At 51.7% G+C, this 14,265-nt stretch carries 13 protein-coding genes; 5 read left to right on the forward strand and 8 right to left on the reverse strand.

What is annotated here, in order from left to right; genetic code table 11:
* The first annotated feature begins 315 nt into the window (after nt 1-315).
* The 3 genes from aegA to NC856_RS09030 all read left to right on the forward strand — a co-directional run bounded on the left by aegA (nt 316) and on the right by NC856_RS09030 (nt 3,787).
* Entirely contained in the window at nt 316-2,337 is a 2,022-nt protein-coding gene (gene aegA, locus NC856_RS09020; RefSeq protein ID WP_264090097.1) for a formate-dependent uric acid utilization protein AegA, read from the forward strand.
* Nucleotides 2,337-2,873, forward strand: a complete 537-nt coding sequence (locus NC856_RS09025) for a 4Fe-4S dicluster domain-containing protein (RefSeq protein WP_264090098.1) — start codon at nt 2,337-2,339, stop codon at nt 2,871-2,873. Before aegA ends, NC856_RS09025 begins: the two co-directional genes overlap by 1 nt.
* Before the next feature lie 173 nt (nt 2,874-3,046).
* On the forward strand, nt 3,047-3,787 hold the full coding sequence (locus NC856_RS09030) for a 4'-phosphopantetheinyl transferase family protein (protein ID WP_264090099.1): 741 nt from the start codon (nt 3,047-3,049) through the stop codon (nt 3,785-3,787).
* 66 nt (nt 3,788-3,853) lie between these two features.
* On the opposite strand, the gene NC856_RS09035 is transcribed toward NC856_RS09030, so the two are convergent.
* The 4 genes from NC856_RS09035 to NC856_RS09050 all read right to left on the reverse strand — a co-directional run bounded on the left by NC856_RS09035 (nt 3,854) and on the right by NC856_RS09050 (nt 7,718).
* Nucleotides 3,854-5,191, reverse strand: a complete 1,338-nt coding sequence (locus NC856_RS09035; protein ID WP_264090100.1) for an NCS2 family permease — start codon at nt 5,189-5,191, stop codon at nt 3,854-3,856.
* A gap of 122 nt (nt 5,192-5,313) precedes the next feature.
* Entirely contained in the window at nt 5,314-6,042 is a 729-nt protein-coding gene (locus NC856_RS09040; RefSeq protein WP_264090101.1) for an amino acid ABC transporter permease, read from the reverse strand.
* 1 nt (nt 6,043) lies between these two features.
* On the reverse strand, nt 6,044-6,796 hold the full coding sequence (locus tag NC856_RS09045; RefSeq protein WP_264090102.1) for an amino acid ABC transporter permease: 753 nt from the start codon (nt 6,794-6,796) through the stop codon (nt 6,044-6,046).
* Nucleotides 6,797-6,881: 85 nt separating this feature from the next.
* The gene (locus NC856_RS09050; protein ID WP_264090103.1) at nt 6,882-7,718 is read right to left on the reverse strand and encodes an ABC transporter substrate-binding protein; all 837 of its coding nucleotides are present in this window, start codon (nt 7,716-7,718) and stop codon (nt 6,882-6,884) included.
* 343 nt (nt 7,719-8,061) lie between these two features.
* Between NC856_RS09050 and NC856_RS09055 the strand changes: the two genes are divergently transcribed.
* Nucleotides 8,062-8,571, forward strand: coding sequence for an Lrp/AsnC family transcriptional regulator (locus NC856_RS09055; RefSeq protein ID WP_264090104.1), 510 nt, complete (start codon nt 8,062-8,064; stop codon nt 8,569-8,571).
* 56 nt (nt 8,572-8,627) lie between these two features.
* Here NC856_RS09055 and NC856_RS09060 read toward each other — a convergent pair whose 3' ends face one another.
* Together NC856_RS09060 and NC856_RS09065 are read right to left on the reverse strand one after the other, a co-directional pair.
* Entirely contained in the window at nt 8,628-9,644 is a 1,017-nt protein-coding gene (locus NC856_RS09060; RefSeq protein WP_264090105.1) for a 1-aminocyclopropane-1-carboxylate deaminase, read from the reverse strand.
* A gap of 218 nt (nt 9,645-9,862) precedes the next feature.
* Nucleotides 9,863-10,351, reverse strand: a complete 489-nt coding sequence (locus NC856_RS09065; protein WP_113867140.1) for an Lrp/AsnC family transcriptional regulator — start codon at nt 10,349-10,351, stop codon at nt 9,863-9,865.
* 216 nt (nt 10,352-10,567) lie between these two features.
* On the opposite strand from NC856_RS09065, the gene NC856_RS09070 reads away from it, so the two are divergent.
* Nucleotides 10,568-11,581 (forward strand): DMT family transporter, encoded by a 1,014-nt coding sequence (locus NC856_RS09070; RefSeq protein WP_264090106.1) that lies wholly within the window; start codon nt 10,568-10,570, stop codon nt 11,579-11,581.
* A gap of 36 nt (nt 11,582-11,617) precedes the next feature.
* On the opposite strand, the gene NC856_RS09075 is transcribed toward NC856_RS09070, so the two are convergent.
* Both NC856_RS09075 and NC856_RS09080 read right to left on the reverse strand, forming a co-directional pair.
* Nucleotides 11,618-12,547, reverse strand: a complete 930-nt coding sequence (locus tag NC856_RS09075; protein WP_264090107.1) for a LysR family transcriptional regulator — start codon at nt 12,545-12,547, stop codon at nt 11,618-11,620.
* A 156-nt stretch (nt 12,548-12,703) separates the two neighbouring features.
* Nucleotides 12,704-14,140 carry a M20 family metallopeptidase gene (locus NC856_RS09080; RefSeq protein WP_264090108.1) on the reverse strand — a complete coding sequence of 479 codons (1,437 nt, stop codon included), beginning with the start codon at nt 14,138-14,140 and terminating at the stop codon, nt 12,704-12,706.
* Nucleotides 14,141-14,265 lie beyond the last annotated feature (125 nt).

Raw genomic sequence — 14,265 nt, forward strand, 5'->3', positions numbered from 1 at the left:
TTCATTCAGAAACTTTGCATTAACCATATCGTTACCTGTTCTACATCAAAATCTGTGGTTTTCAGAGCCATTAGGATGAAGACAATAAATGGGGGGATAGTTGTATTTTCTCCTGACGAGATCCTGCCAACCCCTTCCAAATCACTTTCTGGGCAACCAGACAAAAAATCGAACGCTATCAATCAGAGTATCTCGCTCCTGATGTGAGTGAGTGTTCACATTTAACGCGTTTATACGCAATAAGAACCTATCCAGACCGGCTGTTTGGGTTTCGCTACGGTTGTTATACGCAGGTATATTTTGTCGGGAGAGTTTATGAACAGGTTTGTTATTGTCAGTGCTCAGGACTGTATGGGTTGTCGCGCCTGCGAAATTGCCTGCGTTATTTCACACAACGACGAACAATATCCAATCCATGATGAATTGTTCCAGCCCAGAATAAAAGCCTTCAATACACCAGAGTTGCGCTCTGCGGTGACCTGCCGTCAGTGTGAAGATGCTCCCTGCGCCAGCGTTTGCCCGACTCAGGCGCTGGTAAGAAAAGACGAAAGTATTCAAATTATTAAAGAACGTTGTATTGGTTGCAAAACCTGCGTACTGGCCTGTCCGTTTGGCGCTATGTCAGTCGTCGCCAACGCCACGATCCGTGGCGCCACAGCACATAAATGCGATCTCTGCTCAGGCCGCTCACAGGGACCCGCCTGTGTGGAAGCCTGTCCGACCCAAGCCCTGCAATTGGTCAGCGAACAGACACTGGAAGCAAACCGCCGCAAAAAACAGCAAAACATGGCGCTGCGTACATCAACACACTGGCAACGAGCCATACCCGTCAGTAGGGCCGAGGCGCGCAACCCGTTAAACCAGAGGAAAAACTGGCCCCGGCGCGACGCGGAAAAAAAACCGCTGACACAACGGAAAACCACGTTCGACGAGATCTATCACGGCTTTACGCCGGAGCAAACGCAGGATCAGGCCGATCGCTGCCTCGCCTGCGGAAAACATTCCATTTGTGAGTGGACCTGTCCGCTGCATAATAATATCCCCGAATTACTCAATCTGGCCAAACAAGGCCGAATTCTGGAGGCCGTGGAACTGTCTCACCAGACCAGCAGCCTGCCGGAGATCTGTGGCCGGGTATGCCCGCAAGATCGGTTGTGCGAAGGCGCTTGCACGCTGGGCAAGGAATACGGCGCGATCACCGTCGGCAATATTGAGCGTTACATTACCGATACCGCCATCGCCATGGGCTGGAAGCCTGACTTGAGTGGGGTTACGCCAAGCGGCAAACGTGCCGCCATTATTGGCGCAGGCCCGGCAGGACTGGCCTGTGCGGATGTTCTGGCGCGCAATGGCGTTCAGGCAGTGGTGTTCGATCGTCATCCTGAAATTGGCGGCTTACTGACATTCGGCATTCCACCTTTCAAACTAGATAAGCGAGTGCTTACTCACCGCCATGAGATGTTCCGTGAGATGGGCATCGAATTTCAATTAAATATCGAAGTGGGTAAAGACATTTTTCTCCCCCAGATCCTCAATGAATTTGATACGGTGTTTCTCGGCGTAGGGACTTACCGCTCCATGAAGGCGGGGATTGAAAATGAAGAAGCGCCCGGCGTTTTCGATGCGCTGCCGTTCCTGATAGCCAATACCAAACACGTAATGGGTTTACCTGAGCTTGAAGATGAACCCTATATCTCGATGGCGGGGAAACGGGTTGTGGTGCTGGGCGGCGGAGACACCGCGATGGACTGTCTGCGTACTTCCGTTCGTCAGGGCGCCATGTCCGTCACCTGCGCGTATCGCCGTGATGAAGCTAACATGCCTGGCTCGAAAAAAGAGGTGAAAAACTCACGGGAAGAAGGCGTTGAATTCATGTTCAACGTACAACCGCAGAAAATTTGTCTGAATGAGCAAGGAGACGTATGCGGCATCAGTCTGATTCGTACTGAACTGGGCGCTCCCGATGCCAGCGGGCGTCGGCGCCCGCGTCCTATTGCCGGGTCCGAATTTGTACAACCTGCCGACGCCATCCTGGTCGCTTTCGGTTTTCAGGCTCACAGCATGCCCTGGCTGGAAGAAGCGGACGTCAGTCTGGACAAATGGGGTTGCATTATCGCATCCGCTAACAGCCGCATTCCCTGCCAGACTAATCACCCGCGAATTTTTGCCGGAGGAGACGCTGTACGCGGAGCCGATCTAGTGGTCACCGCGATTGCCGATGGTCGTAAAGCAGCGAGGGGAATGATTGATGTTATGGGGATAGGAAATAGTTCAGCGATCCAGTCGGCAACCTCACTCGCGTCTGATTGCGGCGCAACCCTGAAGGAGACGCCCTGATGAACCAATTCGTTATCGCCGATGCGCAGAAGTGTATCGGCTGTCGAACCTGTGAAATCGCCTGTGCGGTGGCACACAGCGGCGACAATAGCGCGACGCTACAGCCCAGTCGTTTTTTTCCTCGCTTAACCGTAATAAAGAACGCCAGCGTCAGCGTACCCGTCCTCTGTCACCAATGTGAAAATGCCCCCTGCGCCAGTGTTTGTCCTCATGATGCGCTGATTCGCGATCACGACAGTATTCAGGTGATTCAGTCACGCTGCATCGGCTGCAAAAGCTGCGTGATCGCTTGTCCTTTCGGCGCTATCAATGTCGCAACAGTCACTGCTGCAATAAACCGCGGGTTGGCGCGTACTAAAAGCGAAGTGTATAAGTGCGATTTATGTGTCGGTGTGGCTGACAGCCCTTCCTGCATCAGAGTCTGCCCAACCTCCGCGCTCAGCTTGGTAACAGCGGGTGAATTGCACAAGAGAACGAATGAGAAGCAATGGCATTCAGCGCAAGACTACCGGAATATCATTGCTTTTAATAAATAAAAATCGCCGATTTATCTACTTATTTTCATTTAGATCATATATTAGTCTGATAATATGCCAATGAAATACTACATAAACGAAATATTTGTACTACCATCATTTTTAATACCGGGGCATGCCTCCAGGTAAGGCCCAAGCGAATCAAAACCTTTATCATTATCACGGAGTGAACAATGACCTGTCATTTTGTCAGGTGGACCAGCACGGAAGCGCTTCCCGACTTGCAAAGATTGTCGGATGACCTTATTTCTTCAACACAAGGCTTCTCCGCTAAACGTCGCGAGCGTTATCTGAAAAGTCGGGCGCTGCTGGCTGAGATGATGTTTTACTTTTTCGGCTATCCGCAATTACCACCTTTGCTTTCCTCCCCGGAGGGCAGACCTTATTTTGCCGATCCTATCCTGCCTCATTTCAGCCTGGGTTATGCCGGGAATACCATTGCCATTCTGCTGAGCGAAGAGGGACTGGTCGGCATGGATATCGAGATTGTGCATGTCCGGTCAAATAATCAGGTTCCTGTTCATCTTCAAACCCGGACGCAGGCAGAGCAAGCCTGGATTGACGCACAACAGGATCCTCTTGAGGCTGCCACGCAACTGTGCACCATTCGTCAGTCCCTGTTGAAACTCCCCACACTGAATGTCAGCCGCCCTGAAAGCCTGAAGCTTCATCCGGCTTCTGGGCGACTGCGTACCAACAGCATGTTTGAAGTTGAAGTGATTAGCGATATTGACGATTACCTGGCATGGGCATGCGCACATGCGCCAACGCTGAACCGGCTGGTGATGTGGAATTACACCTCAGACGTGGGCATGAAGAAAAGCAGGGAAATCATCCATCAACAGCGTCAATCTGTGCGTTACATGAAACTGACCAGCCACGCCATTGAAAAAACCACCACACCGCTTCAGTAATTTGCACTTACTTTTGCCACGAATAAAAAACAGCGCTCCGGGTGAAATCCCGGAGCGAGAAAGGAATTAATGCGCATCAATAAAAATGATTTTTAACAGGAACAGCAGCGCGACAACCACTACGCACGGGCTGATTTCACGCCAGCGGCCTGTCGCCAGTTTCATCACGCAGTAAGAAATAAAGCCTAATGCAATCCCTTCGGTGATCGAGAAACTGAACGGCATCATCACCGCCGTGATAAAGGCTGGTACAGCTTCCGTCAAATCATCCCATTTCACCCGCGCCAGACTGGAAGTCATCAATACGCCGACATAAATCAGCGCGCCCGCCGCCGCGTAAGCCGGAACCATTCCCGCCAGCGGCGACAGGAAGATAACCAGCAAAAACAACAGCCCCACCACAACCGCGGTCAACCCGGTACGGCCACCAACGGACACCCCGGAAGAGCTTTCGATATAGGCCGTCACGGAGGATGTCCCAATAAAAGAGCCGGCGACCGAACTGACGCTATCCACATACAACGCTTGCTTCATGCGGGGAAACTTGCCGCGGGCATCCACCAGACCCGCTTTATCTGTCACCCCGATCAGCGTGCCGGAAGAGTCAAACAGGTTAACCAACATAAAAGAGAAGATAACCCCGGACAGGCCCAGATTTAACGCACCGGCCAAATCAACCTGTCCTACCACGGTCATCACGCTGGGCGGCATGGAGAAGACGCCGGTAAACGTCACGTCGCCAAGCAACAGACCCATTGAGGTGGTCACCACGATAGAAACCAGCACCGCGGCATGAATATTACGCGACGCCAACGCCACAATGATGAAAAACCCCAGAGCGCCCAACAACGCGCTGTGCGACGTCAGATTGCCGATCGTCACCAACGTTTCAGGGTTAGGCACGATAATACCGGCATTTTTCAACCCCATCATGGCAATAAACAGGCCGATGCCGCTGGCGATGCCGAGACGCAGGCTAAGCGGAATATTGGCAATCATCCAGTAACGAATCTGAAAAATCGTCAGCAACAGGAAACCAACTGCTCCCCAGAAGATTGCGCCCATGGCAACCTGCCATGAAAGCCCCATCGCCCCCACGACGACAAACGCGAAAAAGGCGTTCAGCCCCATCGCCGGCGCCAGCGCGACCGGCAGGTTGGCCAGCAACCCCATCAGGATGCTGCCAAATGCCGCAATCAGACAGGTGGTGACAAACACCGCTTTGGTATCCATGCCGGCCACACCCAAAATTTGCGGGTTAACAAAAACGATGTATACCATCGTCAGAAATGTGGTGAAGCCCGCGATGGTTTCAGTTCGCGCGGTGGTGCCGTGCTGTTGCAGCTTAAATACGCGTTCCAGCAGGCCTTGCCCGGCGGCAAGATCGGTTTGTGATTTATTCATTGTCTGGATTCCAAAGAAGGGATAATGGTTTTCGCTATCCTATAACAATTTTGCACATTTATGCGTATTAACGCTGATTCCCTTAAAATTGAAGGGAAGAGATACAAACTGTTGTAACGTCATCAGGCTGGCTTGTTTCGCCACCGTAACCATGAGCGCTTTAGCTGTTTTTCCTGCTGACTAAAGCGCTGACTCACCCCGTTTGCCAGCAGTTCCAGCGACAGACAAAACACAAAATAGACCAGCGCGACAAACAGGAACACTTCCATCGGGTAGACCATACTGCGGTTGTTCACCTGCGTCGCCAGGAACGTCAGTTCACCCACGCCAACGATGTAAGCCAGCGATGTGTCTTTAATCAGGGAAATCCATTGATTGATAAACGACGGCGCCATCATCCGCAACGCCTGTGGCAAAACGATAGTCCACAGCACTTGCCAACGCGTGAGTCCCAGCGATAACCCAGCCTGCCACTGTCCACGCCCGATCGCGACAATACCGGCTTTTACGCTATGAGCCAGATAAGCGGATGCAATCAGCGCCAACGCGCACACCACTGTAGTGATTTCGGGAATATCCACGCCAAAGAGGATCGGGAGTAGAAAGTAGGTCCAGAAAATCAGCATGATGACAGGGATGGCCCGGAAGAAACCGAGAATCGCCGCCAGTATTGCCGCCCCTGCGCCGCGCGACATGGCCAGCGCAATCCCAAGGCATGTGCCCAACAGCGCCGAGGCAATGCCCGCCAGCAAACTCATCAGCAATGTCAGCGCCGCCCCGCCGAGCGGACCGTCAGGAAAGGCGCCCCACATCAGATAACCGAGATTATCGGTAATAATCGTAAAATCCATCTCAGTGCCTCCCAACCAGATTACGCTGCTGACGCCACATGCCCCAACCTTCCATCAGTGCGATAATCGCAATATACAGCACGGTAGCAACGCCGAATGCCTGAAAAGTACGCAAGGTTTCGGTTTCCACCTGACGTGAAGCGTAAGAGAGTTCGGCAACGCCAATCGCCATCGCCAGCGAGGAGTTCTTGATGACATGCATGTATTGCCCCAGCAACGGCGGCAACGCGATGTTCAATGCTTGCGGCAGCACCACATGGCGCATTGATTGCCAGGGCGTGAGGCCCAGCGCCTGGGCCGCATATTTTTGTCCACGCGCCACGCCGCCAATGCCCGCGCGGATTTCTTCCGCAATAAAGGCGCTGGAATACAGCGTCAACCCAAATAATCCAGCCAGAAATTCGAAGGACGGCCACGCCAGATTTATCCCCAATAACGTAATGTCATGCGGCGTATTCAGCCACTGCATCATCGCGGAGGGAAACAACTGACCTGCGCCGAAGTACCAGAAAAAAAGCTGTATCAACAACGGGGTATTACGAAAAAGGGAGCTATATGCCATCACCGCATAACGCAGCGTCTTTAGCTGGCTATCTCTGGCCGCCGCCAGTAAAACCCCCGCAAAGGTGGCAAAAATAATCGTAGAGAGGGAAATCCACAACGTGATCAGAAAACCTTGCCACAGCCAAACAAGATAGTGGGGAGCCAGCAACCATTGCTCGATGTATTGCAGCGCCGTATTTGTCAGTTTCATAAGCCACTCGCGTTCTCCATAACATAAAACAACAACGCCCCCGGCAAAGCAGAGGGCTAAAAATCACTTCGTCAGTCTAAAAAAATCAGGCTTTTGGCTGCTGATCCAGCGGGGCGAAGGTGAAATCACCACGTGGCTGCGCCGATTTTGTCGCAGGCCCGAACCAGCGATCGTAAATCGTTTTCGCCTCACCCTGTTTTTCCAGACTCAGCAGGGTTTCGTTAACTTTCTCCGTCAGGCGCGCCTCGCCTTTAGGAAGGCCGATACCTTGATATTCTTTGGTAATGCTAAAAGGCGAGATCTCAAAATCCGCTTTTTGCGCATCTGGCACGTTAGCCAACAACCCGACCAGTTTCGCATCGTCCTGCGTAATCGCCTGAACATTGCCGTTGCGCAACGCGGCAAACGCCAGCGGGGTATCATCATAGGAGATGACTTTCGCCGTAGGATAATGCTTACGCAGCGTAATTTCCTGAACCGTGCCTTTATCCGCCCCAATACGCAACGCTTTAATATCCTCAGGGGTTTTCAGAACGCCTTTACGGGCAATGAATTTCTGTCCGGTAGCAAAATAGGGAATGCTGAAATTAACCTGTTTGGCGCGTTCATCTGTAATGGTAAAGTTAGCGGCAATCAGATCCACTTTATTGGAACTGAGCAACGGAATACGGTTAGCCGGGTTAGTTGCCCGCAATTCAACTTTTACGCCCAATGCTTGGCCAATCGCTTCGGCGATATCAACGTCATACCCCACCAGCTTTTTACTTTGCTGATCGATGTAACCAAACGGCGGATTGCTATCAAAAACCGCAATCCTGATCACACCAGCTTTTTGAATATCGTCCAGCTTATCCGCCTGCGCAATACCTGAAACAGACGCTAATCCTATCGTCAATGCTAATGCCACAATACGCTTTTTCATTCCCTTCCCCTAAACGTTTAAATGATTATTTATAGGCTATCAGCAGGATGAAAAGCCGGTAAATAATATAAATATCTATTATATAACCTCATGTTAGCTTAGATTTTTGGCAGATTATCCTGAAAGATAAAAATATTATGATCCGTGCCTGCCGGCATCAGAATCCTTGCCCGTCAGACTTCAGGCAACCACGAAAAATTACCGCGATAGCATGTGCGTTTTATTGCATATAGTCAGAGCTTTTTCTTATTTTTATTAACCTGATGTGTAAAAGCCCGTAGATTAATTATCTGAATTAACGTGATGACAATATCAAGCATCGGCTTACGCCAATGGGAACCGGATGAAAGACAAAACCCCCAATACCTTGCCTTCGGCAGACGAAAAAAAAACTTACGAACTGGACCGCTTTGATACGGCGATCCTACGTATTTTGCAGGCCGACTCTTCTATTTCAAACGTTGCTCTGGCGGAGAAGGTCAACCTCAGTCCGCCAGCCTGTCTGAGACGTGTTGAACGGCTCAAACAGATCGGCCTGATAAAAGGGTTTGTGGCGTTACTTAACCCGGAGGCGCTTAATGCCGGTCTGGTGGTATTAATCGGGGTGGTGCTGGATCGCTCGACGCCAGGCTCATTCGAAGATTTCGAGGCATCCGTCCAGAAGATCAGCGGTTGTATGGAGTGTCATGTGGTGACGGGGGAATTCGATTACATTTTGATGATCAGGACGAAAGACAACCAGAGCTTCAATCGCCTGCATGCGGAACAATTGCTCTTTCTGCCCGGCGTGCGCCAGATCCGTTCTTTTATCGGTCTAAGGGAAGTGCTTTCCACCACGCAACTGACGTTCTGAGTGGGGATGATGTAACGTGTCAGGCCCGCCATCGGTCGGGCCTGACATTGTGAAACTCAACCGTTACGGAAAATGTAACTATAAGCGCTCAATGCCGGCGCGCCGCCCAGATGGGCATACAGGACTTTTGATCCTTTCGGAAACTCACCCTTGCGGATCATATCGATCATTCCCTGCATGGATTTACCTTCGTACACCGGATCGGTCATCACCCCTTCCATCCGGGCGCACAGACGAATGGCTTCCAGCGTGCCTTCGCTCGGCAGGCCGTATTCCGGGCCGCCATAGCGGGTATCCAGCACTACGTCCTCCTCAGTGATTTCACGGCCCAGTTCGACCAGATTGGCGGTATTCTGCGCAATACGCAGGATCTGCGCCTTGGTTTTTTCCGGTTTTGCCGAGGCATCAATGCCGATGACATTCTGTGAACGGCCATCCGCCGCAAAGCCAACCACCATTCCCGCCTGAGTACTACCGGTGACGGAACACACCACAATATAGTCAAACTTGAAACCCAGTTCTTTTTCCTGTTGGCGTACTTCTTCAGCAAAGCCAACAAAGCCTAAACCGCCATAGGGATGCTCAGAGCAACCGGCAGGGATCGGGAAAGGTTTGCCGCCATTCTGTGATGCTTCCTCCATGGCGTTTTTCCAGCTTTCACGAATGCCAATATCAAAACCGGCGGCATCCAGACGAACATCGGCGCCCATAATACGTGACAGTTCGATATTACCGACGCGATCATAAACCGCATCAGCATAATTAACCCAGTTCTCTTGCACCAGAATACATTTCATTCCCAGATGCGCAGCCACGGCAGCAACTTGTCGCGTCTGGTTAGATTGAATACCACCAATAGAAACCAGTGTATCGCAGCCTTGTTCTAATGCTTCGGGAATAAGATATTCCAGTTTACGGGTTTTATTTCCACCGAACGCCAGACCACTATTACAATCTTCACGTTTGGCATATATTTCTACGTCCCCACCTAAATATTCACTTAGCCTTTTCATTGGCGTAATCGGAGAGGGGCCAAATGTTAATGGATAACGTGGGAATTTTTCCAGATTCATAATAGTGCTCCGATAAATAATGGGTAAAATTAGCCGCAGGTTGTGATATCTCTTGAGGAAATACCGTCACTCCATGCTGATAACACTACCTGAAATTGAATGAATTTAAATTGCTAAATCACTCTATTTTTATCCATTAAATTTCACAAAAAACAGAAAACAAATGAAATAATTTCTAAAAAAAATAAAAAAACGAAACAAAATTAACAGTATAAAATCTACTGCGGCAATAGCATTCCTTCCGCGGGCAACGGCAATGTTGTTTTGTAGCGAACCTGCTTGAGCGCGAAGCTGGAGCGGATATTGGCCACGCCGGGAATTCGCGTCAGATGGTGAAGAATAAAGTGCTCTATCTCATTGATATTCTTAACCAGAACGCGAAGAAGATAATCCGCGTCGCCCGTCATCAGATAGCACTCCATCACTTCAGGACACGCTGAGATAGCTTGCTCGAACTGCTGCAATGCTGCTTCAACCTGCCTGTCCAGACTGACATGGATGAACACATTAACGTGTAACCCCAGGCGCTCAGGTGAAAGCAGGGTGACCTGCTGACGAATAAGGCCCAGTTCTTCGAGCGCTTTCACCCGGTTAAAGCAAGGTGTGGTGGAAAGGTTCACGGCACGCGCCAAATCAGCGTGCGTGATCCTGGCATTTTCCTGCAATTTATTAAGGATGCTGATATCGGTTTTATCCAGTTTGCGCATATAAAGAAAACCTTTACTGTCAATGAACGGTTGATCGAAAAAATCATTCTGAAAATAAACATATCACAGCAAATAACAGAAAAAATTTCCGTCAGAAAAATAATAAACTGGGTTTATCTCATCTTCTGGTAAACCTTATTGTTTTTTTGTGGTGAGAAATCAGAAAAACAATAAGGTTTGCCAGCAGGATACTTTTATAACGACCGGAAATATAAAATGATTTATCCCTCGTTAAGAAATAAGAAAATTATCTGGCAAAAACAATCACTGACCGAAATATTGCCAGCGGAATTATCAGTGCGTCAGATTGGCGGCCTTTTTTTGCTGCTTCTGGCCATTCTAGTCTGGGGGACTAACTGGCCGGTCATGAAACTTGGGCTGGAACATATCACCCCGCTGTGGTTTTCCGCATTGCGTTTCGCGCTCGGTGGATTGTGCCTGTTCTTTATCCAGATTGTGACCGGCACGCTCCGGTTGCCCAGGCGTCGAGATATCCCGTTGTTATTCAGCGTCGGTTTGCTGCAAATGCTGAGCTTTACCGCACTGGGTGCGATCGCCATGACCGAGATCCCCGCAGGCCGCTCCGCCATTCTTGCTTATACCACCCCGCTGTGGGTATTGCCGGGCGCCATTCTGATCTTCCGGCAAAAAGTAACCCGTCAGGAACTGCTGGGTACGCTGATGGGCATCGCCGGAGTCGCCATTCTGTTCAATCCCCTGACGCTGGACTGGACAGATCATAACGCGCTATGGGCCAACTTATTGCTGTTGCTCGCTTCACTATGCTGGGCCATTTGCATTCTGCATCTGCGTTATTACCGGGGCGCATCCAGCGCTTATCATCTCGCGCCCTGGCAAATGCTGATTGCCACGCTCCCCTTGATCATCATCGCCTGGTATCAGGAAGGCCCTTATACCGGGGATAACTCCACGCGTTTATGGGAGATCTCGCTGTTTGTCGGGCCGCTCGCCACCGCCTTCTGTTTCTGCGCAGTTAACGCGGCAAGCCAGTGGATTTCCAGCACCAGCATGGCCTCCTCCATGCTGTGCGTCCCGCTGGTCGGGTTGTTTATCTCCGTCGCATTTTTCGGTGAATCGTTAACATCGGGATTAGTCATCGGCGTCATCGCCATTATTGTCGGTATGCTGGTCGTTACGCTGAACAAACCACGCTCCGCCGCGCAACAGACCGATGCCATTCCCGCCAAGCCACAACCCAAATCTGACTAACGCAGTGTGACAATATGCGGGTTTCGCCGTCACCTTTCACGTCTGGAGGCGATACACCTGACGAAACCGCACATCCTGCTGCGTCAATTCATCGTGTAAGAAGTCAAAAAAACCTTTCAGTACCGCAGTCACCGGTTTGTTGACTTCCGTCTGAACCTGCAATGTGCGCTGCCCCAGTTGCTCCAGATTAACCGATCTCACCTGCAAACCATCACGCCGGGCGCTGTATAAGACGGAGAAATGACTGCATATGGCGATGGCATTCGGAGTATTGAGCAAAAAGGCATACAGGGTTGAAAAGTGATTGCAGGTAAAAACGGGATCGATAAAAACACCGCTTATACGGCATGAGAGATCGAACAGTTGACGAACCGTTGCCGCCTGATCGGGCAGGATGACAGGGAAATCATTGAGATCGGCCAGTTGAAAATCACTGGACGCCAGCGGGTGATCGTCCTTCATCACCACCATAAACGGCGCGGAAAATGACGATATCACCTTGATGCCGTGCTCCGGCGACAGGCTATACTTCAGCGCCACATCGCATTCGCCGTGGCGGACCAGATCGGGAACCTGTCTGGCGCTGCCGACCGTCAGCACAAAATTGACCGCCGGATGTTGTTGCCGGTATTTCGCCAACAGCGTCGGCAATAGATTGAACCCCAGACCATCGGTACACACGATACGGATCGTGGTTTGCCGGGAGGATTTCAACCCCTCGATTTCAGCAATCGCCAATTCCATATCGACGATACTGCGCCGGACGTGATTTTCCAGAATATGCCCGGCGTCATTCAGCACCATACCGCGGGCATGCCGCTCAAACAAAGGCACGCCCAGCCTGGCCTCCAGCCGCTGGATTTGGCGGCTGATGGCGGACACCGCCACAAACAGCTGCTGGCTGGCCGCGCTTAGCGATCCGGTGCTCGCCACCGCCATAAAATAACGAATTTCGTTGTTATGCATGAGCGCTCCGCCTTGTGTTTAACGATGACTCAACCGCAACAGGCTCATCATAGACAAATGTAAATCAGGAGGATAATACTCATCTGTTCTGGCTGAATGGCGCACGGCAATCGGGATGAGGCGACGCCTCATCCCTCTGAACGGCATCGTGCCGGTTTATAACGCGGTTATCGACGGCATTGTCTCCCGCTTTGAACGCGCGTTGGCGATATCCTGCCCTTGTTCCGCCAGATCCCAGAATAACCCGGTCATGATTTTCAGCGACTCAAGCGTCATATCCACCAGAATATGTTCGTTCGGCGCATGCTGTGAGCAGGCGGGATAAGAGTGCGGCACCCACAGCGTCGGCAATCCCAGCGTTTCCGAAAAGCAGGCATTGGGCAGACCGCCGCCAAAGTTCGGCAACACGGCGGCATTGGCGCCGACCGAACGCTTGATTGACGTCACGCCCCAGGCCACCCACGGATCGTTGAGATCCAGCCGGGTCGCTTTGTAATGACTGGCATCGTTGACTATCTCGACATCCTCAAATCCGTTGGCATCAAGATGATGCCGGATATGCCGGGTAAAATTCGCCACGTCGCAACCCATGACATAACGCATATGGCAATGGGCTTTCGCCTGCGGCGGAATGGCATGGGCCGGTTTATCCGGGTTGCCGGTAACGAACGCCAGGACATCCAGCGTATTCCAGGCATACACTTTCTCCGCGGCGGTCAGCCCCGGCTCGCCCCATTGAGCATCAATGACCGGGTCAGTGGCGCCGCCGCCCAGTTCAAGATCCGACAGCACCCGGCGCATATTGTCCGACAACGCGGGCGGGCGCAGGCCAGGAACCAGGATGCGACCATGCGCGTCCACCATGCTGGCGATGGCGTGCGCCAGCCGAATTCCCGGATTACTCAACAGCCCGCCCCAGTTACCGGAGTGATGCGCGCCTTCACGTAAATTCAGTTGCAGTTCGAAGTTGAACACCCCGCGGGAACCGAGAAACAAGGTTGGTCGGGATGCGGAAACACGCGGGCCATCAGAGGCAATAAACAGATCGGCCGCCAACCAGTCACGGTATTGCTCACACACCTCATCCAGCCCCGGCGAACCATCCTCTTCGCCCATTTCCAGAATGATTTTCACGTTGTAGCCCAATTGACCGCCACGCGCTTTCAATACCTGCTCCAGCGCCGCCAGATTGATGGTGTGCTGGCCTTTATTATCCGCCGTGCCGCGCCCGTACCAGCGGCTATCGTCCCTGACCATATCCCAGGGCGATAACCCGGCGCGCCATTGATCATCATAACCCCGCACCACATCACCGTGGCCGTAAGTCAACAGCGTCAATTCCGCCTGGGGTTCAATGCGGCGGGCCAGTAAAAACGGACATCTTTCGTTAACCGGATTCTCCACCAGCAGGCATTCAAATGACAGGGCATGTAACGCCGGGATCATCTCTTCCGTCAGATAAGACATCAGCAGCGGCCCGCTGTCGGCGTTCTGGCTTTCTGTACGGAATGCCACGCGGCGCGCCAGCGTTTGCTCGAATTTTCCTGAACCAAAATAATCAACGGTTGCCTGAATCGTCTCTTCACGCGTCATTTTCAGTCTGTCCTCTTCTCTGGATATTCATGCGTCACGGCAATATTTTCGGGCCAATATTTTCGGGCATAGTGCCGTGTCTGTTTATTCGAATTCGGGCAAGCAAAGCCCCTCCCCGGCGCTAA

It is taken from the genome of Brenneria izbisi (genome assembly GCF_025840185.1).
Lineage (GTDB): Bacteria > Pseudomonadota > Gammaproteobacteria > Enterobacterales > Enterobacteriaceae > Brenneria > Brenneria izbisi.

What these genes read in the sequence shown, in the direction of transcription:
- NC856_RS09045 (WP_264090102.1), bottom strand. Translation starts at nt 6,796, where the DNA reads ATGAAACTGACAAATACGGCGCTGCAATACATCGAGCAATGGTTGCTG.
- NC856_RS09030 (WP_264090099.1), top strand. Translation starts at nt 3,047, where the DNA reads ATGACCTGTCATTTTGTCAGGTGGACCAGCACGGAAGCGCTTCCCGAC.
- NC856_RS09065 (WP_113867140.1), bottom strand. Translation starts at nt 10,351, where the DNA reads ATGCGCAAACTGGATAAAACCGATATCAGCATCCTTAATAAATTGCAG.
- NC856_RS09080 (WP_264090108.1), bottom strand. Translation starts at nt 14,140, where the DNA reads ATGACGCGTGAAGAGACGATTCAGGCAACCGTTGATTATTTTGGTTCA.
- aegA (WP_264090097.1), top strand. Translation starts at nt 316, where the DNA reads ATGAACAGGTTTGTTATTGTCAGTGCTCAGGACTGTATGGGTTGTCGC.
- NC856_RS09070 (WP_264090106.1), top strand. Translation starts at nt 10,568, where the DNA reads ATGATTTATCCCTCGTTAAGAAATAAGAAAATTATCTGGCAAAAACAA.
- NC856_RS09035 (WP_264090100.1), bottom strand. Translation starts at nt 5,191, where the DNA reads ATGAATAAATCACAAACCGATCTTGCCGCCGGGCAAGGCCTGCTGGAA.
- NC856_RS09060 (WP_264090105.1), bottom strand. Translation starts at nt 9,644, where the DNA reads ATGAATCTGGAAAAATTCCCACGTTATCCATTAACATTTGGCCCCTCT.
- NC856_RS09025 (WP_264090098.1), top strand. Translation starts at nt 2,337, where the DNA reads ATGAACCAATTCGTTATCGCCGATGCGCAGAAGTGTATCGGCTGTCGA.
- NC856_RS09040 (WP_264090101.1), bottom strand. Translation starts at nt 6,042, where the DNA reads ATGGATTTTACGATTATTACCGATAATCTCGGTTATCTGATGTGGGGC.
- NC856_RS09055 (WP_264090104.1), top strand. Translation starts at nt 8,062, where the DNA reads ATGAAAGACAAAACCCCCAATACCTTGCCTTCGGCAGACGAAAAAAAA.
- NC856_RS09050 (WP_264090103.1), bottom strand. Translation starts at nt 7,718, where the DNA reads ATGAAAAAGCGTATTGTGGCATTAGCATTGACGATAGGATTAGCGTCT.
- NC856_RS09075 (WP_264090107.1), bottom strand. Translation starts at nt 12,547, where the DNA reads ATGCATAACAACGAAATTCGTTATTTTATGGCGGTGGCGAGCACCGGA.